The 21098-nt window shown below is 67.7% G+C and carries 20 protein-coding genes and 1 pseudogene; 12 read left to right on the top strand and 9 right to left on the bottom strand.

The genetic code is table 11. The annotated features are described in order from the left end of the window. Positions 1-3: 3 nt before the first annotated feature. Both ABSY19_RS09915 and atpE read right to left on the bottom strand, forming a co-directional pair. Entirely contained in the window at positions 4-552 is a 549-nt protein-coding gene (locus tag ABSY19_RS09915) for a hypothetical protein (protein WP_382161997.1), read from the bottom strand. After that, positions 552-791: a F0F1 ATP synthase subunit C gene (gene atpE, locus ABSY19_RS09910; protein WP_291119650.1), complete on the bottom strand. Its 240-nt coding sequence runs from the start codon at positions 789-791 to the stop codon at positions 552-554. The genes ABSY19_RS09915 and atpE overlap by 1 nt, the downstream gene beginning before the upstream one ends. Before the next feature lie 259 nt (positions 792-1050). On the opposite strand from atpE, the gene ABSY19_RS09905 reads away from it, so the two are divergent. Then, complete coding sequence (locus ABSY19_RS09905; protein ID WP_382161995.1) at positions 1051-2469, top strand: ATP-binding protein; 1419 nt, start codon at positions 1051-1053, stop codon at positions 2467-2469. 18 nt (positions 2470-2487) lie between these two features. Here ABSY19_RS09905 and ABSY19_RS09900 read toward each other — a convergent pair whose 3' ends face one another. The 3 genes from ABSY19_RS09900 to ABSY19_RS09890 are packed head-to-tail and all read right to left on the bottom strand — an operon-like array spanning position 2488 to position 4670. Further along, on the bottom strand, positions 2488-2931 hold the full coding sequence (locus tag ABSY19_RS09900) for a MarR family winged helix-turn-helix transcriptional regulator (protein ID WP_382161992.1): 444 nt from the start codon (positions 2929-2931) through the stop codon (positions 2488-2490). Positions 2932-2937: 6 nt separating this feature from the next. Further along, positions 2938-3885, bottom strand: a complete 948-nt coding sequence (locus ABSY19_RS09895) for an alpha/beta hydrolase (protein ID WP_382161990.1) — start codon at positions 3883-3885, stop codon at positions 2938-2940. Positions 3886-3911: 26 nt separating this feature from the next. Next, entirely contained in the window at positions 3912-4670 is a 759-nt protein-coding gene (locus ABSY19_RS09890; RefSeq protein WP_382161988.1) for an SDR family NAD(P)-dependent oxidoreductase, read from the bottom strand. Positions 4671-4812: 142 nt separating this feature from the next. Here ABSY19_RS09890 and ABSY19_RS09885 point away from each other — a divergent pair, with 142 nt between their 5' ends. From ABSY19_RS09885 to ABSY19_RS09870, 4 genes are all read left to right on the top strand, one after another. Then, positions 4813-6423, top strand: coding sequence for a flavin-containing monooxygenase (locus tag ABSY19_RS09885; protein WP_382161986.1), 1611 nt, complete (start codon positions 4813-4815; stop codon positions 6421-6423). Positions 6424-6477: 54 nt separating this feature from the next. Then, positions 6478-7521, top strand: coding sequence for a TRAP transporter substrate-binding protein (locus ABSY19_RS09880; RefSeq protein WP_382161982.1), 1044 nt, complete (start codon positions 6478-6480; stop codon positions 7519-7521). Between the two features lie 109 nt (positions 7522-7630). Continuing rightward, positions 7631-8062, top strand: a complete 432-nt coding sequence (locus tag ABSY19_RS09875; protein WP_382161979.1) for a hypothetical protein — start codon at positions 7631-7633, stop codon at positions 8060-8062. A 114-nt stretch (positions 8063-8176) separates the two neighbouring features. Continuing rightward, positions 8177-8728 carry a hypothetical protein gene (locus ABSY19_RS09870; RefSeq protein WP_382161976.1) on the top strand — a complete coding sequence of 184 codons (552 nt, stop codon included), beginning with the start codon at positions 8177-8179 and terminating at the stop codon, positions 8726-8728. A gap of 8 nt (positions 8729-8736) precedes the next feature. On the opposite strand, the gene cls is transcribed toward ABSY19_RS09870, so the two are convergent. Together cls and ABSY19_RS09860 are read right to left on the bottom strand one after the other, a co-directional pair. Then, positions 8737-10164, bottom strand: a complete 1428-nt coding sequence (gene cls, locus ABSY19_RS09865; RefSeq protein ID WP_382161974.1) for a cardiolipin synthase — start codon at positions 10162-10164, stop codon at positions 8737-8739. A gap of 117 nt (positions 10165-10281) precedes the next feature. Continuing rightward, positions 10282-10638 carry a hypothetical protein gene (locus ABSY19_RS09860; protein ID WP_382161971.1) on the bottom strand — a complete coding sequence of 119 codons (357 nt, stop codon included), beginning with the start codon at positions 10636-10638 and terminating at the stop codon, positions 10282-10284. 31 nt (positions 10639-10669) lie between these two features. Between ABSY19_RS09860 and ABSY19_RS09855 the strand changes: the two genes are divergently transcribed. After that, positions 10670-11302, top strand: a complete 633-nt coding sequence (locus ABSY19_RS09855; protein WP_382161968.1) for a hypothetical protein — start codon at positions 10670-10672, stop codon at positions 11300-11302. A gap of 26 nt (positions 11303-11328) precedes the next feature. Here ABSY19_RS09855 and garD read toward each other — a convergent pair whose 3' ends face one another. Beyond that, positions 11329-12969, bottom strand: a complete 1641-nt coding sequence (gene garD, locus ABSY19_RS09850; protein ID WP_382161965.1) for a galactarate dehydratase — start codon at positions 12967-12969, stop codon at positions 11329-11331. 87 nt (positions 12970-13056) lie between these two features. Here garD and ABSY19_RS09845 point away from each other — a divergent pair, with 87 nt between their 5' ends. The 6 genes and pseudogenes from ABSY19_RS09845 (at position 13057) to ABSY19_RS09820 (ending at position 20107) form a co-directional block, all read left to right on the top strand. Beyond that, entirely contained in the window at positions 13057-14091 is a 1035-nt protein-coding gene (locus ABSY19_RS09845) for a LacI family DNA-binding transcriptional regulator (protein ID WP_382161962.1), read from the top strand. Positions 14092-14516: 425 nt separating this feature from the next. Then, positions 14517-15466, top strand: a pseudogene (locus ABSY19_RS09840) (Bug family tripartite tricarboxylate transporter substrate binding protein). Positions 15467-15586: 120 nt separating this feature from the next. Further along, entirely contained in the window at positions 15587-16927 is a 1341-nt protein-coding gene (gene gudD / locus ABSY19_RS09835) for a glucarate dehydratase (protein ID WP_382161959.1), read from the top strand. Between the two features lie 35 nt (positions 16928-16962). Further along, positions 16963-17751 carry an HpcH/HpaI aldolase/citrate lyase family protein gene (locus ABSY19_RS09830; protein ID WP_382161956.1) on the top strand — a complete coding sequence of 263 codons (789 nt, stop codon included), beginning with the start codon at positions 16963-16965 and terminating at the stop codon, positions 17749-17751. A 34-nt stretch (positions 17752-17785) separates the two neighbouring features. Then, positions 17786-18670 carry a 2-hydroxy-3-oxopropionate reductase gene (gene glxR / locus ABSY19_RS09825; protein ID WP_382161953.1) on the top strand — a complete coding sequence of 295 codons (885 nt, stop codon included), beginning with the start codon at positions 17786-17788 and terminating at the stop codon, positions 18668-18670. Between the two features lie 105 nt (positions 18671-18775). Continuing rightward, entirely contained in the window at positions 18776-20107 is a 1332-nt protein-coding gene (locus ABSY19_RS09820) for a hypothetical protein (RefSeq protein ID WP_382161950.1), read from the top strand. A gap of 24 nt (positions 20108-20131) precedes the next feature. On the opposite strand, the gene ABSY19_RS09815 is transcribed toward ABSY19_RS09820, so the two are convergent. After that, the gene (locus ABSY19_RS09815) at positions 20132-21097 is read right to left on the bottom strand and encodes an MBL fold metallo-hydrolase (protein WP_382161947.1); all 966 of its coding nucleotides are present in this window, start codon (positions 21095-21097) and stop codon (positions 20132-20134) included. Position 21098 lies beyond the last annotated feature (1 nt).

Genomic DNA, 21098 nt, shown 5'->3' with positions numbered 1-21098 from the left:
CGCTCAACGCGATGGGCGGCGGCCGTACGCGGCCTGCGCCATGCGCAGGGTGGCCACGAGGGTGCGGATCAGCCACAGCGCCAGCCGCTCGAGCCAGGGCCCGGTGGGGGCGGGCGGCGGCACGGCCACCACGGCCGGGTGCATGTCCAGCCGGTCCCAGCCCAGGGACGCCAGCGCCTGGCGTTCGGCCGGGCTCGGGTCCGGGCTGTCGGCGATCACCACCTCCAGCGTGCGAACACCCTGGGCGTGCAGCGCCGTGGCCAGCGGCACCAGGTCGGCCCGCGCGGGCGGCCAGTAGACCCGCTCGCGCGCGCGCCGCACCGTGTCGAACACGATCACGGCGTGGCCCGCCGCCGGCAGGGCGGCGGCCCAGTCGTTTGCGGTCACCACGGCATCGGCCAGGCGCGGTGGCACGCGCAGAAAGCGGTGCGTGGTCAGCACCGTGACCTGGTCGTACCGGGCGTCGCCCAGCGCGGCGTGCAAGGCGGCGCCGCCGGCACCGCCGCCCGCGCCGATCACCACCACGTGCCGCTCGGGCGGGGCGGGCCGCATCAGGCAAACGGGGCCGCCAGGGCGAACCACACGCCCAGCGCCACCGAGATGATGAAGGCGCCGTCCAGCAGGCCGGCGAGCAGGAAGACCTTGGGCTGCAGGGCTTCCATCATCTCGGGCTGGCGGGCCGAGGCCTCCAGGTACTTGCTGGCCATCACGCCGATGCCGATGCAGGAACCGAGGGCGCCCAGGCCGATCATGTGGCCGACGGCGAGGGGGAGCTGGCTGAGGTCTGACATGTGAAACTCCTTTCTGGTTGGACTGGTTCCACTGTGACGGAGGAGCGACATGAAATCCATGACGCGGGAGGTCATGGCGCTGCGATCACCCGCTTCTTCCACCCCGAAACCGGACCATCATGCACCGACTGGCCCCGCCCGAGAGGATCCGAATGGGGGTCTCGCGCTGCCGGGCCGGCTGCCCTACACTGCGCAAGTGGCGCCCGGCAGACGTGGGCGCAAGCTTGCCGAGCCCAAGCTCATCACGGAGGAGGCCGTCGTGACCCACCCGGTCCTGAGTTTCTTCAGCGACATCCGCATCCTGTCCGCCATCCTGATCGCGATGCTGGGCATGACCTTTCTGGCGCACGCCAGCGCCCGCTCATGGCCGTACGTGAAATGGCTGGCGGGTTCGGCGCTGGTGTTCGGCGTCACGCAGGGGCTGCTGGTGTCGGCGGACGCGCTGGGCTGGATCTCGGGCGAGGTCGCCGGCCCGGTGGGCTCCGCGATGGGCCTGGGCGCCCTGGCCGCCCTGCTGGCGGGCCTGCAGGCCTGCTTCACCCCGGGTGGCACACCGCCCTCGCGCGTGTTCGCCGCCGTGCTGGTGGGCGCCCCGGTGCTGGTGGTGGCGATGAGCGGCCTGATGGACGGTTGGGCCTTCGCCGGGCCGGCAGCGATCGCCCTCATTTTCACGGCCGCCGCCTGCTGGCTGGCCTGGCTGTGGACGCGCGACGGCTGGGGCGGGCAGCTGGTGCTGGCCGTGTTGTGCCTGGGCTACCCCGTGCTGTTCGTGGTCGCCATGCTCTCCGACATGAGCCTGCTGCAGTTCCGCCAGGTCACGCCGCTGCCGGTGAGCATCGCCTACGTGTTCGTGATGACCCTGATCCTGCAGCGCGACTCGCTGATCCTCGCGCGCGAGCTGCGCGAGCGCGTGCGGGCCGAGCAGGCCCTGCAGCAGCTCACCGATTCGCTGGAAGAGATCGTGCGCAGCCGCACGCGCCAGCTGGAAGAGATCATCCAGGGCCTGCGCTCGTTCGCGGGCATGGTCTCGCACGACCTGCGCGGCCCCTTGCGCAACACCGCCGGCCTGGCCGATCTGGCGCTGGAGGACTACCGCGCGGGCAACACCGCCGGGGCGGAGCGCTCGCTGGAGCTGATCCGCCGCGAGGCGCAGCGCGCCACCGACATGGTGAACGACCTGCTCACGCTGGCCAAGGTGGACCAGGGGCCGCCCAGCCCCGAGGCGGTGGACATGCAGGCCCTGCTGCGCGAATGCCTGCAGTCGCTGGCCGTGCAGTTCCCGCAGGCGCCCGAGGCGGTGCAGGCCGCGCCCCTGCCGGTGGTGCAGGCCGATGCGGGCCTGATGCGCCACGTGCTGATGAACCTGCTGGGCAATGCGCTGAAGTTCGGTGCCGAGCGGCGCGACCTGCACATCGCGCTCGACGCCCGCGAGGAGGGCGGTTTCTGGCGCTTCTCGGTGGCGGACAACGGGCCGGGCTTCGATCCCGACAAGAGCGGCGAGCTGTTCAAGCCGTTTTCCCGGCTGGACGAGCGCCAGGCCGGCGGCACGGGCCTGGGGCTCACGGTGGTCAAGCGCGCGGTGGAGCGGCACGGCGGCACGGTCGGCGCGTGGTCCTCGCCCGGCGAGGGCGCGGCCTTCTGGTGGACCCTGCCGGTGACGGCCGCCCCCCAGGGCTGACGGCGCTTTTCGTTTTCTTCAGCGGCCCACGCGCTGCACGCCTTCGAGGTTGCCCAGCATGCGCTTGAGCAGGGCGATGACCTGCTCGCGTTCCGAGGTGCTGAAGCCTTCCAGCAAGGCTTCCTCGCGCGCCATGGCCAGGCGGAACACCGCGTTGTGCAGCTTGTTGCCGGGCGGGGTCACGTGGTATTCGATCTTGCGCAGGCCCTGCGGCCGGGGCTCGAGCCAGCCGTTCTCCACCATGAAGGCGATCGACCGGCTCACGGCGCCCTTGTCCAGCCCCATCAGTTCGCACGCCTTGGAGGCGGTGGACCAGGGGTAGATCTTGAAGTACGACAGGATGCGCCACTCGGTCACGCCGATGCCGAACTTCTCGTTGTAGAGGCTGGACGCGCTGCTGGACACGCGGTTGGACAACCACAGCAGCAGGCCGGGAACGTAGGTATCGAGATCGAGTTGCATGGGCTTTCAGGGGCGGTGTTCGTCGTCCGGCGCCGCCAGGCTTTGCACGATGCGCTCGAAGGCCCGGGCGGCATTCGGAGAATAGTGGATCATGGACAGGAAGGCGTGCAGCAGGCCGGGGCAGCGCACGGTTTCGCAGTCCACGCCCGCCGCCGCGAGGCGCTCGCCATAGGCCTCGCCCTCGTCGCGCAGCGGGTCGCATTCGGCGGTGAAGATGCGCGCGGGCGGCAGGCCGGCGAGGTCGGTGGCCTGCAGTGGCGAGGCATCGGGGTGGCGGCGCGCCGCCGTGTCGGGGCAGTAGTGGTCCCAGAACCAGCGCATGTCGTCCGCGCTCAGCAGGTGGCCCTGCGCGAAGTCGCGGTAGCTGGCGGTGTCGAAGCCGGCGTCGGTCACCGGGTAGACCAGCACCTGCAGGTCCACCGGCCGCGCCCCGGGCAGCTCGCGCAGGCGCCGCGTGGCCACGGTGGCCAGGGTGGCGCCGGCGCTGTCGCCCATCGCGATCAGGCGCCGCAGGGGTTGGCCCAGCCAGGTCGCACCGGCCTGGCCGCCTTGCAGCAACGCGGCGATGGCGTCGTCCACCGGGCCGGGGTGGGGGCTCTCCGGGGCCCGGCGGTAGTCCACCGACAGCACGGCCGCGTGGGTTCGGGCCGCCAGCGTGGCGGTGAACGGGTCGTGGTCGGCCACCGAGCCCAGCACCCAGCCGCCGCCGTGGAAGTAGACGATCAGGTCGCCGTTGCAGGCTTCGGGCACGTAGAGGCGCGCGGGCAGTGGGTGGCCCTGGGGCGTGGGCAGGGCGAGGTCTTGCACCCGGGCCACCGGCAGGCCCTCGCCGAACAGGCTTTTCATGAGGGTGGGGAAGGCACGCGCCTCCGTGGCGGTGCAGGCCGAGAAGGGTTTGCGGCCGGCGGTGCGAACGCGTTCGAGCAGGTCGAGGGTGGGGGCGTCGAAGGTCATGGGTGCGGGGTTCAGGAAAGGAAGGTTCAACCGTTGATCACGCCGCCGTCGACGGTGATCACCTGGCCCGTCACGTAGGACGAGGCCTCGCTGCAGAGAAAACAGACGACGCCGGCGACGTCCTGCGGCGTGCCGAAGCGCTGCAATGGGATCTCGGCCAGGCGCTGTTCGCCGTGGTGGGCGATCAGGTCTTCGGTCATGCGCGTCTGGATCAGGCCCGGCGAGACCGCGTTGACCAGGATGTCGGGCGCGAAATCGCGCGAGAAGGCACGCACCAGGCCGACGATACCGCCTTTGGCCGCGGCGTAGGCCGCGCGGCCCGGCGTGCCGCGCTGGAAGGCGCGCGAGGTGCAGAGCACCATGCGCGAAGGCGTCCGCCGGTCGCGCGCGGCGCGAAAGGCCAGGGCCATGTCGTAGGCGGTGGTGAGGTTGCTGGCGATCGCCCGGTCCCAGCCCGAGCGGTCGGCGGGATCGAGCCGGTCGGTCTCGAACAGGCCGGCCATGTGCACCAGCGCGAAGGGCGGGCGCCCGCCCTCGTCGATGGCGCGCTCGCAGGCCGCGTGATCGGCCAGGCGGGAGGTGCTGCAGCTCACCGCCGCGTGGCCTTGAAGCGCATGGCGCGCCCCGTCCAGCCGCGCGGCGTCCACGTCGATCAGGTGCACCGAGGCACCCGCGGCCAGAAAGTGCCGGGCGCAGGCCTGGCCGATGCCGCCCGCACCGCCGGTGATGAGCACGTGCCGGCCGGCGAATTCAGGAAAGGGGCGTTGCGCGTCAGAGGAAGGCATGCGGGGATTGAATTGGCATCAGGTTGATTGGTCAACCTATGGTAAACCCTTGGCTCTGTTGTGTTGACATGTCAACCTAATGCGATCATAGTCCGACCCGTGCCGCGATCCGCGGCGGTGATTCAAGACGGAAAGTGGAACGATGGCGGATTCGGTTGGTCGGCTGGACATGTTGGTGGTGGGCGCGGGTTTCGCGGGCATCTACCAGCTCTACAAGGCCCGGGAGATGGGGCTGTCGGTGCGCGTGCTGGAGGCGGGCGACGGCGTGGGCGGCACCTGGTTCTGGAACCGCTACCCCGGTGCGCGCTGCGACGTGGAGAGCCTGGACTACTCGTACTCGTTCAGCCGCGAGCTCGAGGAAGAATGGGTGTGGAGCGAGCGCTATGCGCCGCAGGCCAAGATCCTGCGCTACATCGAACACGTGGTGGACCGCTTCGGCCTGCGCGACGGCATCCGGCTCAACGCGCGGGTGGCCAGCGCGGTGTTCGACGACGAGCGCCTGCTCTGGACGGTGCGCACCGAGGCCGGCGATGTGCTGGAGTGCACCTATCTCGTCATGGCCACGGGCGGCCTGTCGATCCCGCAGCGCCCGCAGTTGCCCGGGCTGGAGAGCTTCCAGGGCCGGTGGTACCACAGCGCGCAGTGGCCCAAGGAGGGCGTGGACTTTACCGGCCAGCGCGTGGCCCTGATCGGCACCGGCTCCAGCGGCGTGCAGATGGTGCCCGTGATCGCGGAGCAGGCCGCGCAGCTCACGGTGTTCCAGCGCACCGCGAATTTCAGCGTGCCGGCGCACAACGTGCCTTTCACCGCAACCGCGCTGGCGGCGGCGAAGGCGCGTTACCCGGACCGCCGCGCCATGGGGCGTGAAGCGATCACTGGCCAGTTCCTGAACGCCAACACGAAGACCGCCGCCGAGATGACCGAGGAGGAACAGCGCGCCGAGCTCGAGTACCGCTGGCGGGGCGCGGGCGGCGGTTTCCGCATGCTGCGCACCTTCGCCGACCAGATGAGCAACATGGACACCAACCGCATGGTGGCCGACTACGCGCGCAACCGCATCCGCGGCGTGGTGAAGGACCCGGCCAAGGCCGAGCTGCTGTGCCCCAAGGACGACCTGCCGTTCGGCGGCAAGCGCCTGTGCGTGGACTCGCACTACTACGAGACCTTCAACCGCGAGCACGTGGACATCGTCGACGCCGCGGCCCACCCGATCATCGAGGCCACGGCCCGCGGCGTGCGCACCGATGAGCGCGAGCACGAGGTGGACGCCATCGTCTTCGCCACCGGCTTCGACGCCATGAGCGGCGCGCTCAAGGCGATCGACATCCGCGGGGCGCGCGGGGCGCGGCTGAGCGACAAATGGGCGCACGGCCCCACCTCCTACCTGGGCCTGGGCATCGCCGGTTTTCCCAACATGTTCGTGGTGGCCGGGCCGGGCAGTCCCTCGGTGCTGAGCAACATGGTGCATTCGATCGAGACCCACGTCGACTGGATCGCGCGGCTGCTGCAGCAGGCCCGCGCGGCCGGCGTGCGCCGCATCGAGGCCACGCAGGAAGCCGAGGACGGCTGGGTGCGCCGCTGCGCGGAGGAGGCCGACAAGACGCTCTACCCGCGCGCGAACTCCTGGTACATGGGCGCCAACATCGCGGGCAAGCCGAGGGTGTTCATGGCCTTTGTCGCGGGCGTGCCGCTGTACCGCCGGATCATCGAAGACGTCGCCGCCCGGAATTACCAGGGATTCGAGATGGCCTGAGCCACAGGCCACCACCACACCAGCATCCGAACCTATCCACCCGAGAGAGACACCATGATCCAACGCAGAACCCTGCTCCAGTCCGCCGCCGCTTTGGTGGCCGCCCCGGCCATCGTGGCCCGAGCGCAATCGCCCATCACCCTGCGCTTCCAGACCTTCGTGCCGGCGACCTCCAACGTGTACTCGCGCGTGCTGGTGCCATGGATGAACAAGGTCGAGAAGGAATCGAACGGGCGCCTGAAGTTCGAGCACTATGCGGCGATGCAGATGGGTGGCGCGCCCGCCCAGCTGTTCGACCAGGCGCGCGAAGGCGTGGTGGACATGGTGTGGTCGCTCGCCGGCTACACGCCCAACCGCTTCCCGCGCGCCGAGGTCTTCGAGCTGCCGTTCTTCACCTACGACGGTGAAGGCGCGTCCAAGGCCGCCTGGGAGTACATGACGACCTATTCCGCCGACGAGCTCAAGGAAGTGAAGGTGCTGACCTTCCACACCCATGGCCTGAACGTGCTGCACATGAAGAACAAGCTGATCACCAGGGCGGCCGACTTCAAGGGCCTGAAGGTGCGCGGCCCCTCGCGCAAGGCGACGCAGATCCTGAGCGCGGTCGGCGCGATTCCGGTGGGCATGCCCTTGCCGCAGATCCCGGACTCGCTCTCCAAGGGCGTGATCGATGGCGCCATCATTCCCTGGGACACCGTGCCTTCGGCCAAGCTCGACGAGCTGACCAAGTTCCACACCGAGTTCGCCAAGGGCATGCCGGGCTTCAACAACAGCATCCAGTACATGGTGATGAACAAGGCGCGCTACGAAAACCTCGCGCCCGACCTCAAGCAGATCATCGACCGGAACTCGGGCCTGGAGGCCTCGGGGCTGTTCGGTCGCGTGATCGCCGAGGCCGATCCGGTGGTGCGCAAGGGCGCGATCGACCGGGGCAACACCGTGCACGTGATGGGGAAGGCCGAGACCGAGGAGTTCATCAAGCTCACCGCGCCCATCACCGACGAATGGGTGGCCGACATGGACAAGCGCGGCTTCGACGGCAAGAAGCTGCTGCAGGGCGGGCGTGACCTGATCAACAAGTACAAGCCCAAGGCCTGAAGGCTTCCGCGCGTCGCGTGAGAGAGCCCGTCCAGCACGGGCTTTTTTTCGGGTGTCACCGACGGGTGTTATGGTCGCGCGTTTTTCTTCAACGCTGAAAGGATGTTCGATGCTGGCCCGCCGATTTGTCTGGACTTTGCTGCTGGTGCCCTTCTTGCTGGTGGGTTGCGGCAAGACCGATCCTCAGGCCGCGCTCGAAGCGGCGGTGCAGAAGCTGCAGGACAACCTGGAGGCGAAAAAGACCGGGGCCGTGATGGACCAGCTGCACCCGGGTTTCCAGGCGGGCGAAGGCATGGACCGCGAGTGGGCCAAGCGCACGATGACGCTGATGTTCATGCGCTACGCGAACATCAAGATCATCGCCGTCACGCGCAGCAGCCGCATCGACAGTGGCAGTTCGCAGGTGGGCCACACCGAGGCCAAGGTGGTGGTGACGGGCGCGCAGGGGCTCATTCCCGAGCGCGCCGAACCCTATGCCGTCCAGCTGCAATGGCGGCTGGACGGCGGCGAATGGAAGCTGATCGAACTGCATTGGGAGTGAATGTCCGAGGCCCGGGTCGGACTGGGCCTACAGACGCTCTGGTGGCCCCTTCCTAGCATGGTGAATCCAGGGGCGGTGCCCCCCGCACCGCCTGGCTCTCAGGAGGTTCACACCATGTTTGCATCCATTTGTCACCACCCACGCGGCTGGGTGGCCGCAGCGGCACTCGCCGTCTGCCTGCCTGCGGCCTGGGCCGCGGGCCCCGACAAGGCCGCGATCGAAGCCGCCTACCAGCGCGACCGCGCCGCCTGCCAGGCCCTCAGCCCCACGCAGGACCGCACCAGCTGCCTGCGCGATGCGGGCGCGCACCGCGCGCAGGCGCTGAAATCGGGCATCCGGGGTGGCTCATCGGCGCAAGACCTCGAGCGCAACGCGCTGCAACGCTGCCAGCGGCACACGGGCGAACAACGCACGATCTGCGAGCGCATGGCGCGTGGCGAAGGCTCGGTCTCCGGTTCCGTTCAAGGCGGCGGCACGATCCGCGAGCTGGTGACGCAGGAGACCCTGCCGGTGCCGCCACCACCACCACCGCCGCCCCAGGCGCCCGTGTTGTCGCCGCCGCTGCAACCGGCGCCCATGTCCCCACCGCCGTCGCTCTCGCCACCGCCCTCGATGAACCCGACGCCCGCGCCGCTGCCACCGACGGCCCCGCCGCTGTCGCGCTGAGCTTCAGGTCAGAGCCAGTACTCCCACATCCGCGCGAAGAATTCCTTGAAGCGCAGGTTCAGGCCGCGCCGCTGCCATTCGGCGAGCGTGACCTGTTTCGACGCCGCGAGATCGGCGTCGAACAGCTTCTGCAGTTGGGCGTTGAACTCCGCGCCCAGCACGACCGCGTTCAGCTCGTAGTTGTGCAGGAAGCTGCGCCAGTCCAGGTTGGTGGATCCGATGGTGGACCACACGCCATCGACCGAGCCCGTCTTGGTGTGCAGGATGACGCCCTGGCGTTCATAGATCTTCACGCCGGCCTTGAGCAACTGCGTGTAGTAGTTGCGCCCGGCGTGGAAGATCAGCCACGAGTCGGTCTTGCCCGGCAGGATGAGCTTCACGTCCACCCCGCGCCGCGCCGCGTCCTCCAGTGCCGTGAGCAATTGTGGGTCGGGTGCGAAGTAGGCGTTGGTGAGGTAGACCGTCGACTCCGCGCTGGCGATGGCCGACAGCAGCGTGGCGTAGATGAGGCTGTAGCTGTCCTTGGGTGAGCTGCCGATGGCGCGCACCACGTCCGAGCCGGCGCGCACCGGCGTGGGGTAGTAGTTGCGCGCGGCCATGGCCTCGCCTTTCTGCGCAGCCCAGGTCTCCAGGAACAGCTTCTGGAACTCCGCCACCACCGGGCCCTGCAGCTGCACATGCGTGTCGCGCCAGGGGATGCCGTCGATGTCGCTCTTCTTCCCATCTGTCTTGCCGCTGCTGCCCGAGCCCATCGACAGGGAACCGCTGGAGTACACGCCGCTGATGTTGATGCCGCCCAGGAAGGCGATGCGGCCGTCCACGATCAGCAGCTTGCGGTGGTCGCGCTCGTTGAGCTCCCATTCCTTGCGCGCCAGCGCGGGGTTGATCGGGTTGAACTCGATGACCTTGATGCCGGCATCGGTCAGGCGCTTGAAGAACTCGTCGGGTGTGCCGATGGTGCCCACGCTGTCGTGGATCAGGTGCACCTGCACGCCTTGCTGCTGCTTGGCGATCAGTGCGTCCGCGAATTTCTGCCCTACCTCGTCGTCGTCGAGGATGTAGGTCTCCAGGTGGATGTGGTCCTTGGCCGTGTCGATGGCCGCGAGCATGGCCTTGTAGGTGGCCGGGCCGTCCTCCAGCAGGTCCACCTTGTTGCCGGCCGTCAAGGGGCTGCCGACGATGGCCTCTTCCAGCGCGAGGTGGCGCGAGAGCACGTCGCTGCCCTGGCCACCCGCGCGCAGGCGCTCCAGGATGGCGCGGCTGCGCTCGGCCGACAGCGGGCCCTGGGAGCCTTCGAGGCGAACCGGGGGCGGGCGCCGGTCCAGATCCGGCACCACCCGCGGCAGGCTTTTGCAGCCGACCAGGCCGAAGACGAGCAGCAGACCCGCCGTCAAGCCCTGGGCCCTTCGCCACGAACCGTGGGGCTGGTGCAACATGCTTTGAACCTCTTTTGTGACTTTGTTGTGAACAGCGGCGGGCATGGCGTGCAGGCGAGTTGTAACGAATGGTATGTTCAACGCATTGACATTTTGTTGAGTGTTCATCATGTTGCATCACCTTTCCTCCGCCCGTTGGATGTCCTTGTGTTCCGCTGTGCTGTTGGCGGCTTGTGGCGGGAGCGGGGGAGGGGCTGGAGCGCCCACGGGTGGGGGTGCGACGCCGTCGACCACGCTGTCGATCAGTCCTTCGGCGCTGGTGCTGTCGGTCCGCGACACTGCCAGATCCCCGACTCTCACGGGAAAACCTCGAAAGTTCACCATCACAAACACCGGCAGCGCCCCCGCGCTGTCGGTGATATTTGCCGTGGCTACAGGAAGTCCGGCCCTGCCAACGCGCACCACGGCGATTTCCAACTGCACGACGCTTGCCCCCGGCGCCAGCTGCACCATCACGGTGACACCGGATGACACGCCGTCTTCTGCGCGAGGCAGCGCCAGTCCCGTGCCTGTCACCCTCAGCGTTGGTGGCAGCAACACCAACCTTCTCTCACCGACGGTGCAAGTGGTCGGCTACGCGAACGTCTACCAGGGCGGCTATGTGTTCGCCATCGACGACACCACGCCTGATACCGGCAGCGTGGGTGGCAAAGTGGCCGCGCTCGAAGATGCAGGTGGCGCACCGGCGCCGACGAAGCCCTGGAGTACCAGCAACGACAACGTGACCGCCAGCGCGAGCCTGACGGATGGCCAGGCCAATACCACGGCGATGCTGGCGCAATACGCCGGACTTGAGCTGCCCGCCAACTACGCGGCCGGCCTCTGCAGCCTTTCCACCAATGGTGGGGTCCCGGGTTGGTATTTGCCAGCCATCTGCGAGATGGGCCATGACCAGGCCGTGGCTGGAACAGGTTGTGGTACAGCCGCCGCCCCGCTCATTGAGAACATGCAGTCAAACTTGGTTGCAGATGGCAGCGTCACGGGTTTGCCACCGAGCTACTGGAGCTCAACGCAAGCGTCGATGACGCAGGCCTGGAAGCAGGAATTCGCGAACGGTCTGGCAAGTGGCACGCAGGCGCTCGGAAGCAAAGCGGGCGATTTGACGCCGGTGCGTTGCGTTCGAGCGTTGACGTACTGATCTGATCTCTCCCCAGCAGCCGGCGCTCAAGTCACCGGCGCCGGGTTGAACAGCACCAGCGCGTTGTGCAGCTTCCAGCGCTCGGCCCAGGTCTGCTGGCGTCCGCTGGCCACCTCGAGCATGAGGTGGAACAGCTCCCAGCCCACGTCCTCGATGCTGGCCGTGCCGTCGGCGATGGTGCCGGCGTTGATGTCCATCAGGTCGTGCCAGCGCCGCGCCAGGTCGCTGCGCGTGGCGACCTTGATCACCGGCACCGGCGCCAGGCCATATGGCGTGCCACGCCCGGTGGTGAACACGTGCAGATTCATGCCCGCGGCCAGCTGCAGCGTGCCGCAGATGAAGTCGCTCGCGGGCGTGGCGGCGTAGGTCAGGCCCTTGGCCTTGAGCTTCTCGCCGGGTGAGAGCACGTTGCTGATCGGCGCGCTGCCCGATTTCACGATCGAGCCCATGGCCTTTTCCACGATGTTGGACAGGCCGCCTTTCTTGTTGCCCGGTGTGGTGTTGGCGCTGCGGTCCACGCTGCCGCGTTGCAGGTAAGCGTCGTACCAGGCCATCTCGCGCACCATGGCCTGGGCCACCTCGGGCGTGGTGGCGCGCGCGGTGAGCTGGGCGATGCCGTCGCGCACTTCGGTGGTTTCGGAGAACATCACGCTCGCGCCCGCGCGCACCAGCAGATCGGTGCAGAAGCCCACGGCCGGGTTGGCCGTGACGCCGGAAAACGCATCGCTGCCGCCGCACTGCACGCCCACCACCAGCTCGCTGGCCGGCACGGTCACGCGCCGGCGCGCGTTCAGGCGCTCCAGGTGTTCCTCGGCCTGGCGCAGGATGGAATCCACCATGGACATGAAGCCCACGTGCGCCTCGTCCTGCAGGCAAATGGTGTCCAACCCCCCTGCGCCGCTGCGCGGCTCCCCCCCTTGCAGGGGGGGCACCCCCTGTGGCCCGGCGAAGCCGGTTCCACGGGCGTCCTGGATGGGGATCGCGTCTGAGGGAAACAGGCGCTCGGGCTGCAGCTTCTCGCAGCCCAGGCTGACCACCATCACCTCGCCGCCAAAGTTGGGGTTCAGGCTGATGTGGCGCAGGGTGCGGATCGGGATGACGGCGTCGGGCGCGTCGATGGCCACGCCACAGCCGTAGCCGTGTTCCAGCGCCACCACATCATCCACGTGCGGGAACTTCGGCAGCAGCTCGGCCTTGATGCGCTGAACCGCGAAATCGGTGACGCCGGCCACGCACTGCACCGTCTGGGTGATGGCCAGGATGTTGCGCGTGCCGACCGAGCCGTCCGGGTTGCGGTAGCCCTCGAAGGTGTAACCCTCCAGCGGTGGCAGGGCTTCGGGCTTCAGCGTGGCCATGGGCAGGTTTTCCAGGCCGCGCGCCTCGGGCATCTGCAGCAGGCGCTCGTGCACCCAGCTGCCGGCGGGAATGTCGTCCAGCGCGTGGCCGATGGGCACGCCGTAACGCAGCACGGCCTCCCCGCGCGCCAAGTCCACCAGCGCCACCTTGTGGCCTTGCGGCACCCGGTCGCGCAGCACCACCGGGCCGCCGGGCAGGGCGGTGCCGGCCGGCAGGCCGCCGTCGTTGGCCACGATCGCCACGTTGTCGGTGGCGTGCATGCGGATGGTCAGCGGTGTGACGGCGGTTTCGGCGGCAAGGGTGTCGGACATGCGCATCTCCTATGATTCGGCGCGCATCGCAGCCCGTTTGAGGCTACGATGTGATCTATTTGGTACCGGTACCATTTTATGCCGCAAATGAAAGAATCCGACAACACCCGGCGTGCGCGCAGGGGCAGCGGGGCCATCACCCTGCGCGACGTGGCCAGGCTTGCGGGCGTGGCGCCCATCACGGCCTCGCGCGTGCTCAACACGCCGGAGCAGGTGTCGGTGGACGTGCGCAAGAAGGTGCTGGACGCGGTGCAGAAGACCGGCTATGTGCCCAACCGCATGGCGGGCGGGCTGGCGTCCTCGCGCAGCCGGCTGATCGCGGCAGTGGTGCCCAGCACGGTGATGTCGGTGTTCATGGAGACCATCGAGTCGCTCAACGGCACCTTGTTCGACGCGGGTTACCAGCTGATGCTGGGCCAGTCGAGCTACTCGGCCAGCCGCGAGGAATCGCTGCTGGAGGCCATCATCGGTCGCCGGCCGGACGGGATTTTCCTCACCGGCGTGTTGCACTCGGGCAAGGGCCGCACGCGTTTGCTGGCCTCGGGCATTCCGGTGGTGGAGACCTGGGACCTGACGCCCGCGCCGATCGACATGCTGGTGGGTTTCTCGCACGCCGACATCGGCCGCGAGGTGGCGAAGTTCCTGATCGGCAAAGGGCGGCGGCGCCTGGCGATGATTCGCGCGGACGACGAGCGCGCCGACCGGCGTGCCAAGGCGTTTGCGGCGGAGGTGGCGCGCAGTGGGCTGGCCGAGGCCAAGGTGGAGGTGGTGGACGTGGGGGCTTCGCGCACGATCAAGAGCGGGCGGGATGCATTGACCCGCCTGCTGGAGATCGAGCCCGAGGTGGACGCGGTCTTCTGCAGCTCCGACCTGCTGGCCTCGGGGGTGGTGACGGAGGCGCGGGTGCGTGGCATCGACATCCCGGGCCGTCTGGCCATCGTGGGTTTCGGCGACGTGCCTTTCGTGGCGGACATGGTGCCGGCGCTGAGCACGGTGCACATCAACGGCGCGGACATCGGGCGCATGGCGGGGCGGTGTCTGATCGACCGGGCCGAGGGGCGGGAGGTGGCCCAGCGGGTGGTGGATGTGGGGTTTTCCATCGTCGAGCGGGATACCACCTGATTTTTCTCCGGCTGATCCGGTCCTCGGCGATCGGGGTGGCCGGCTCCGCTCATGTCCCCCGAACCGGCTTCGCCGGTTCTCCTCCTTTACTTCGCTGCGCCGGCCACCCCGATCGCCGAGGACCTCGTGGTACTCGGTCCGTGGGCGTGCCAGCATCGCTTCGGCTCAGGAGTGCCGGGCGTTCTGCGCAGCGGGGTAAAGGAGGAGGCGGCACCAGCCGCCGGGGGACACCCGCGGAGCAGAGCGCCGGGCGCTCCTGAGCCCGCGAGGTGTCTCACAACCAATCCCCACCCAAAAAGCTCAACCAAAAAAACCGTTTGACGCCCCAATTTGGTACCGGTACCATCCGCATCAACTCCATTTGGTACCGGTACCAAATTGGAGTCCCTTGCCGCAAGATTCCCAACGACAGGAGACAAGACACCATGAAGAAACTGCTGTGCGCGCTCGGCGCGTCCATGACCCTCACCGCGGCCATGGCCTGGCCGGAAAAACCCGTCACCATCATCGTGCCCTTCCCCCCGGCGGCTCCACCGACCTCATCGCCCGCACCCTGCAACCCAAACTGCAGGAAAAATTCGGCGGCACCTTCGTGGTCGACAACAAAGCCGGCGCCACCGGCACCATCGGCGCCGCGCAGGTCGTGCGCTCCGCACCCGACGGATACACCCTGCTCGTCGCCTCCCTCGGCCCCTACGTCATCGCGCCCCACCTCACCAAGGTTCCGTACGACGCCACCAAGGAGATGGACTACATCACCGTCGCCGTGCAGGCGCCCAACGTGCTGGTCGTGCCCGCCGCCTCGCCGCACAAGAGCATGGCCGACGTCATGGCGTTCCAGAAAGCCAACCCCGGCAAGATGACCTTCGCCTCGTCCGGCAACGGCAGCAGCGACCACCTTACCGCCGAGCTTTACTGGCAGCAGACCAACACCACCGGCGTGCACGTGCCCTACAAGGGCGGCGGCCCCGTGATGACCGACCTGCTGGGCAACCAGGTGGACTCGTCCTTCATGAACATCAACACCGCCATGCCGCAGATCAAGGCCGGCAAGCTGCGCGCGCTCTCCATCACCAGCGCCCAGCGCTCGCCCCTGCTGCCCGACGTGCCCACGCTGCAGGAACTCGGCATCAAGGACGCCAACGTGTACTCCTGGCAGGCCGTCTCCGGCCCCAAAGGCATGCCGGCCGACCTGAAGAACAAGCTGCAGGCCGCCATCAAGGACGCGCTCAACGACCCCGCCATCAAGCCCAAGCTGCTCGAGCTGGGCTTCGAGATCGTGGCCAACACGCCCGAGCAGTTCACCGCCTTCCAGGCCAGCGAATTCGCGCGCTGGAAAAAACTGATCGAAGCCCGCAACATTAAAGCTGACTGACCCCCGCCGCGCTTTGCGCGACCCCCTTCCAGGGGGCGACACCAGAGGCCCGGCGAAGCCGGTTCCTCGGTGTCTCTGGAAGAGACATCGCCCTCCGGACACATTCTTTTGAACCCCTTCATGCCGACCACCGCCTCCTCCACCCCCCGCGTCACCGAGCTGCGCGTCATACCGGTCGCGGGCCGCGACGGCATGTTGCTCAACCTGAGCGGCGCGCACGCGCCGTTCTTCACGCGCAACCTGCTCATCCTCACCGACAGCGCCGGGCGCACCGGCGTGGGCGAGGTGCCCGGCGGCGAGAAGATCCGCCAGACACTGGAGGACGCGCGGGAACTGGTGGTGGGCCAGCCCCTGGGGGCACACCAGAAAGTGCTGCAGCAGCTGCAGACCCGCTTCGCCGACCGCGACGCGGGCGGGCGGGGGCTGCAGACCTTCGACCTGCGCACCACCATCCACGCCGTGACGGCGGTGGAGTCGGCCCTGCTGGACCTGCTGGGCCAGCACCTGGAGGTGCCCGTGGCCGCGCTGCTCGGCGAGGGCCAGCAGCGCGACGCGGTGGAGATGCTGGGTTACCTGTTCTTCGTCGGCGACCGGAAAAAAACCAACCTGCCTTATGCCAGCGAGCCCGACGCCGACAACGCCTGGAGTCGGTTGCGGCACGAGACCGCGATGACGCCCGAGGCCGTGGTGCGCCTGGCCGAGGCCGCGCGCGAGCGCTACGGCTTCAACGACTTCAAGCTCAAGGGCGGCGTGCTGCGCGGCGACGAAGAAGTCGACGCCGTGACCGCGCTGCACGAGCGCTTTCCCGATGCCCGCGTCACCCTCGACCCCAACGGTGGCTGGCTGCTGAAAGACGCGATCCGTCTGGGCCAGCGCATGCGCGGCGTGGTCGCCTACGCCGAAGATCCCTGCGGCGCGGAAGAGGGTTTCTCTGGCCGCGAGGTGATGGCCGAGTTCCGCCGCGCCACCGGCCTGCCCACGGCCACGAACATGATCGCCACCGACTGGCGGCAGATGGTGCATGCGCTCTCGCTGCAATCGGTCGACATCCCGCTGGCCGACCCGCATTTCTGGACCATGGCCGGCAGCGTGCGCGTGGCGCAGACCTGCCGCGACTGGGGCCTGACCTGGGGCTCGCACTCCAACAACCACTTCGACGTCTCGCTCGCGATGTTCACCCACGTGGGCGCTGCCGCGCCCGGCAAGGTCACCGCGATCGACACGCACTGGATCTGGCAGGACGGCCAGCGCCTGACGAAGGAGCCGCTGCAGATCGTGGGCGGCCACGTGCAGGTGCCGAAGAAGCCTGGCCTGGGGGTCGAGCTCGACATGGTCGAGGTGGAGAAGGCGCACCGGCTCTACATGGCGCACGGCCTGGGCGCGCGCGACGACGCGATCGCCATGCAGTTCCTGATCCCGAACTGGCGCTTCGACCCCAAGCGCCCCGCGCTGGACCGCTGACAATCCCTTGACCCATTGCAAGAAGAAGGAAACCGATGAGACCCAACCGTCTGCGTGAAATCTGGGCCCGTGGCGGCGCCGTGGCCAACGGCTGGCTGGCCATTCCCAACAGCTTTTCCGCCGAGACCATGGCGCACCAGGGCTGGGACTCGCTGACCATCGACCTGCAGCACGGCGTGGTGGACTACCAGGCCATGGTGACCATGCTGCAGGCCATCTCCACCACCGACACCGTGCCGGTGGTGCGCGTGCCCTGGCTGGAGCCCGGCATTCTCATGAAGACCCTGGACGCCGGTGCCTACGCCGTCATCTGCCCCATGGTCAACAGCCGCGCCGACGCCGAGAAGCTGGTGGCGTACACGCACTACGCGCCGCGCGGCACGCGCAGCTTCGGCCCGGTGCGCGCGCTGCTCTACGGCGGCGCCGACTACCCGAAACACGCGAACGACACCATCGTCACCTTCGCCATGATCGAGACCGCGCAGGCGCTCGACAACCTCGAGGAAATCCTCTCCACGCCCGGGCTGGACGCGATCTACATCGGCCCGTCCGACCTGTCGCTCGCGCTCGGCTGCAACCCGACCTTCGACGACCTCGACCCCAAGGCCGCCGCCGCCGTGGAGCACATCCTGGCGCGCGCCAAGGCGCACGGCCTGGTGGCCGGCATCCACAACGGTTCGCCCGAAGCGGCCGCGCGCCGCATCGCCATGGGCTTTCAGTTCGTCACCATCAGTTCGGACGCCCGCCTCATGGCCGCCGGCTCGCAGCAGGTGCTCTCCACGCTGCGCGCCTCGCAGCCCAAGGCCACGCCCGACGGTTACTGAGCGCCTCCCCCACCCCTCTTTTCAAGGAAGTTTCATGAAGATCGGATTCATCGGCCTGGGCATCATGGGCACGCCCATGGCCCTGCACCTCGTCAACGCCGGCCACTCGCTGTACGTGCACACGCGCAGCCAGGTGCCCGAAGCCATCCAGGCCGCCGGTGGCGTGCGCTGCGAGAACGCCGCTGCCGTGGCGAAAGAGGCCGAGGTGATCTTCACCATGGTGCCGGACACGCCCGATGTGGAGGCCGTGCTGTTCGGCGAGAACGGCGTGGCGCAAGGCCTGAGCAAGGGCAAGGTGGTGGTCGACATGAGCTCGATCTCGCCCATGGCCACCAAGGACTTCGCGAAGAGGATCAATGCGCTCGGTTGCGACTACATCGACGCGCCGGTGTCGGGCGGCGAGGTCGGCGCCAAGGCCGGCTCGCTCACCATCATGTGCGGCGGCGACGAGGCCGTGTTCGAGCGCGTGCGCCCGCTGCTGGAGCTGATGGGCAAGAACATCACGCTGGTCGGCGGCAACGGCGACGGCCAGACCACCAAGGTGGCCAACCAGATCATCGTGGCGCTCAACATCGCGGCCGTGAGCGAGGCCCTGGTGTTCGCCAGCAAGGCCGGCGCCGACCCGGCCAAGGTGCGCCAGGCGCTGATGGGCGGTTTCGCGGCCAGCCGCATTCTCGAGGTGCACGGCGAGCGCATGATCAAGCGCACCTTCAACCCGGGCTTTCGCATCAAGCTGCACCAGAAGGACCTGAACCTCGCGCTGCAGGGCGCGAAGGAGCTCGGTGTGGGCCTGCCGCAGACCGCCAGCGCCGCCCAGCTCATGGGCGCCTGCGCCGCGAACGGCCTGGCCGACCTGGATCACTCGGCGCTGGTGAAGGCGCTGGAGCTGATGGCCAACCACGAGGTGGCCAAAGGCTGAGGGCCCTGCGGGGGGCCGAACTCCACATGGGCTGAAACCACTGAGTACAGGTTCTCCAGGGAGTGTCTCTGGAGGGCGTTCAACGTCTGTCCTTTGTGAAATGCCATGTCCATTCATTTGAATTCAGGTCCCTCTCTCCACATCAACGGTATCGACACTTACCCCGAGATCTCGCAAGGCGTTGCTCAAGAGGAGCCGCTGGCAGATCCGTTGACTGCACCGGAGCAGGATGAGTCTGCTTCTCCATCCATGCGACGCGATCTGATGGGACGGGTGGCGGAGCAGTACGCCGACCGAGACGCGTTCGCGTTGTTGCATCGCTTGAACTCATCGGTTCTTCAAGCAGGCCTTCTTCACCGGGTGCGGTTGCTTGGAGATAAGAGGTTTGAGCTGATCCGGCATATCAAGGATGCGGCACGCGATCGAACACTGGCTACCCAGCTTTCGGTTGTGATAGATCGCATTCGTGCTTTGCCGGAGCCCCTACAGCATGCTCCTTTGGAAACCTTGCTCGAGCAATGTCTGCAAGGGGGAGCGCTGCCTGAACCCAGGCAGTTGTGCGAGCTGACCAGTCTCGCGGCAAGCCGTTCCGTTGAGGCGTTTGGAAAATTTTCCCTGTTGCTGGTTCAACTGGTAAACAGTCTTCCATATGATAGAAAAAAAGACTATTTCCAACACTTCCTGCCCGTCTACTGGCGTATTCGGAATAACCCCGGAGAGGGTGCCATTGACTATTCCGCAACCTTTCTGAGAGCGCTCGCGAAACTCGTCAATGGATCGCCTTTCCCGCTTTTCCCGGTTTTGAGGGGTGCGCTGCAGGAGTCGGAAGAGATCGGGCTCTTGCAGGATCTCAGAAGTCATGAGCAGGAGCAGCAGACAGACACACTGACGGTGATCCCCTATTTCCTTCACATGACCGCGCGGCCAACGCGCCTCCACTATCAAACCGTTTTCGACATTCTGAACAGCCTGCCGCTCAAGGAGCTGGAGTGCGACCTCCAAGAGGCCGTGGTCACTTCGCTGTGCGATAGCCTTCTCTATCAGCCTTCCGATATTCAGTCTGATGTGGCCGACGCATGCCTCCATCTTGTGGCTCAGCTTTATCCGCCCGCGCAGGAGCGCATCCTGGCCGTGATGCTGCACGTCGGATACTTCATAGGCAATTACGAGGGTTACACGAGGAAATGCACCATGGCGTTAAAGGCAATTTATGTCTCGGAGCCGCTCATGGTGATCAAGGTCCTGCTCGCATTGCCTGAGGAACACATCCCACACGCATTCAAAGCTTTTCTGACCTACTTCAAGACAGAGAAATTTGCGGAGCAGCGAGAGATCCTGGAGGCATTGCGGATCGAGCTGTGGCAAATGGGTGATCTTCCTAAGGGAGGTCTTGTTTACGAGGAGATCGAGACGGCGCTGGCCCAGTTGAACGCTTGATGCCGAAGGCATCCGGACCGCGGGCTATGCCGAAGCGAAGGCGTAGCCGTTGCCCTCGGCCTGGATGCGGCCGAACGCCGGGAAGGGGAAGTGGTACCCGCCCACGATGCCCTGGTCCGCCGCCGCGCGCGCCAGCGCGGCCCGGCGCGAGGCGCGCGCGGCGTCCGGGTCCATGTCGAACTGCACCTGCCAGTCCGGGTTGCGGGTGAACAGCGCGGGGTAGTGCGCCGCGTCGGCCAGGTAGGTGAAGCTCGCGCTCGAGCCGCGCAGCGAGAACAGCGTGTGCCCCGGTGAATGGCCGTAGGCGGCGATGCTGTCCACCGCACCGAGCAACCGGTCTCCGGGTGTGAAGCGCTGCAGCTTGTCGGCCGGGTAGCCGTCCAGCACGCGGCGCGCGTTCACGAAGCCCGGCTTGGCGCCCGGCGGCGCCGCTTCCAGGCGCTTCGGGTCCATCCAGAAGTCGAACTCCGGCGTGGGCACCAGCACCGTCGCGTTCGGGAACACCAGGCTGCCGTCCTTGCGGCGCAGGCCGCTCACGTGGTCGCCGTGCAGGTGGCTCAGCAGCACCGTGTCGATGTCGGCCGGGCCCAGGCCGGCGCCGCGCAGGTTCTCCAGCAGGCGCCCGGTGTTGGGCGGCCCGTTGTCGGCGAAACCCGCGTCGATGAGGCAACGCTTGCCACCCACCACCAGCAGGAAGGCGTTGTAGGGCACGTCGATGTGCTCGGTGGGCAGCTGCTGCGAGGCCAGCACGGCTTTCACCTGCTCCAGCGGCGCGTTGCGCACGAACTCTTCGCCCAGCGGGCGGCGCACCACGCCGTCGTTGAGCGCGATCACCTCGGCCGAACCGAGCGAGAACCGCCGCCAGCCCTGGGCGGGCAGGGGCGCCGTGCCCAGGTTGCCGCTGCCCTGCGACCAGGCCGAGCCGAAGGCGAGCGCGGTGGCACTCGCCGCACCCCAGAGGAGGACATCGCGCCGGGTGGAGGTGCCCATG

The sequence above is a fragment of the Hydrogenophaga sp. ANAO-22 genome (assembly GCF_042466645.1).
In the GTDB taxonomy this organism is placed as follows: Bacteria; Pseudomonadota; Gammaproteobacteria; order Burkholderiales; family Burkholderiaceae_C; genus Hydrogenophaga.
This window is presented reverse-complemented; position numbering and strand designations above follow the sequence as displayed.

Coding starts and splice junctions, on each gene's coding strand:
- ABSY19_RS09820 (WP_382161950.1), top strand. CDS start 18,776: ATGTCCATTCATTTGAATTCAGGTCCCTCTCTCCACATCAACGGTATC.
- ABSY19_RS09870 (WP_382161976.1), top strand. CDS start 8,177: ATGTTTGCATCCATTTGTCACCACCCACGCGGCTGGGTGGCCGCAGCG.
- gudD (WP_382161959.1), top strand. CDS start 15,587: ATGCCGACCACCGCCTCCTCCACCCCCCGCGTCACCGAGCTGCGCGTC.
- ABSY19_RS09890 (WP_382161988.1), bottom strand. CDS start 4,670: ATGCCTTCCTCTGACGCGCAACGCCCCTTTCCTGAATTCGCCGGCCGG.
- cls (WP_382161974.1), bottom strand. CDS start 10,164: ATGTTGCACCAGCCCCACGGTTCGTGGCGAAGGGCCCAGGGCTTGACG.
- ABSY19_RS09830 (WP_382161956.1), top strand. CDS start 16,963: ATGAGACCCAACCGTCTGCGTGAAATCTGGGCCCGTGGCGGCGCCGTG.
- atpE (WP_291119650.1), bottom strand. CDS start 791: ATGTCAGACCTCAGCCAGCTCCCCCTCGCCGTCGGCCACATGATCGGC.
- ABSY19_RS09895 (WP_382161990.1), bottom strand. CDS start 3,885: ATGACCTTCGACGCCCCCACCCTCGACCTGCTCGAACGCGTTCGCACC.
- ABSY19_RS09875 (WP_382161979.1), top strand. CDS start 7,631: ATGCTGGCCCGCCGATTTGTCTGGACTTTGCTGCTGGTGCCCTTCTTG.
- ABSY19_RS09885 (WP_382161986.1), top strand. CDS start 4,813: ATGGCGGATTCGGTTGGTCGGCTGGACATGTTGGTGGTGGGCGCGGGT.
- ABSY19_RS09915 (WP_382161997.1), bottom strand. CDS start 552: ATGCGGCCCGCCCCGCCCGAGCGGCACGTGGTGGTGATCGGCGCGGGC.
- ABSY19_RS09900 (WP_382161992.1), bottom strand. CDS start 2,931: ATGCAACTCGATCTCGATACCTACGTTCCCGGCCTGCTGCTGTGGTTG.
- ABSY19_RS09880 (WP_382161982.1), top strand. CDS start 6,478: ATGATCCAACGCAGAACCCTGCTCCAGTCCGCCGCCGCTTTGGTGGCC.
- glxR (WP_382161953.1), top strand. CDS start 17,786: ATGAAGATCGGATTCATCGGCCTGGGCATCATGGGCACGCCCATGGCC.
- garD (WP_382161965.1), bottom strand. CDS start 12,969: ATGTCCGACACCCTTGCCGCCGAAACCGCCGTCACACCGCTGACCATC.
- ABSY19_RS09815 (WP_382161947.1), bottom strand. CDS start 21,097: ATGGGCACCTCCACCCGGCGCGATGTCCTCCTCTGGGGTGCGGCGAGT.
- ABSY19_RS09845 (WP_382161962.1), top strand. CDS start 13,057: ATGAAAGAATCCGACAACACCCGGCGTGCGCGCAGGGGCAGCGGGGCC.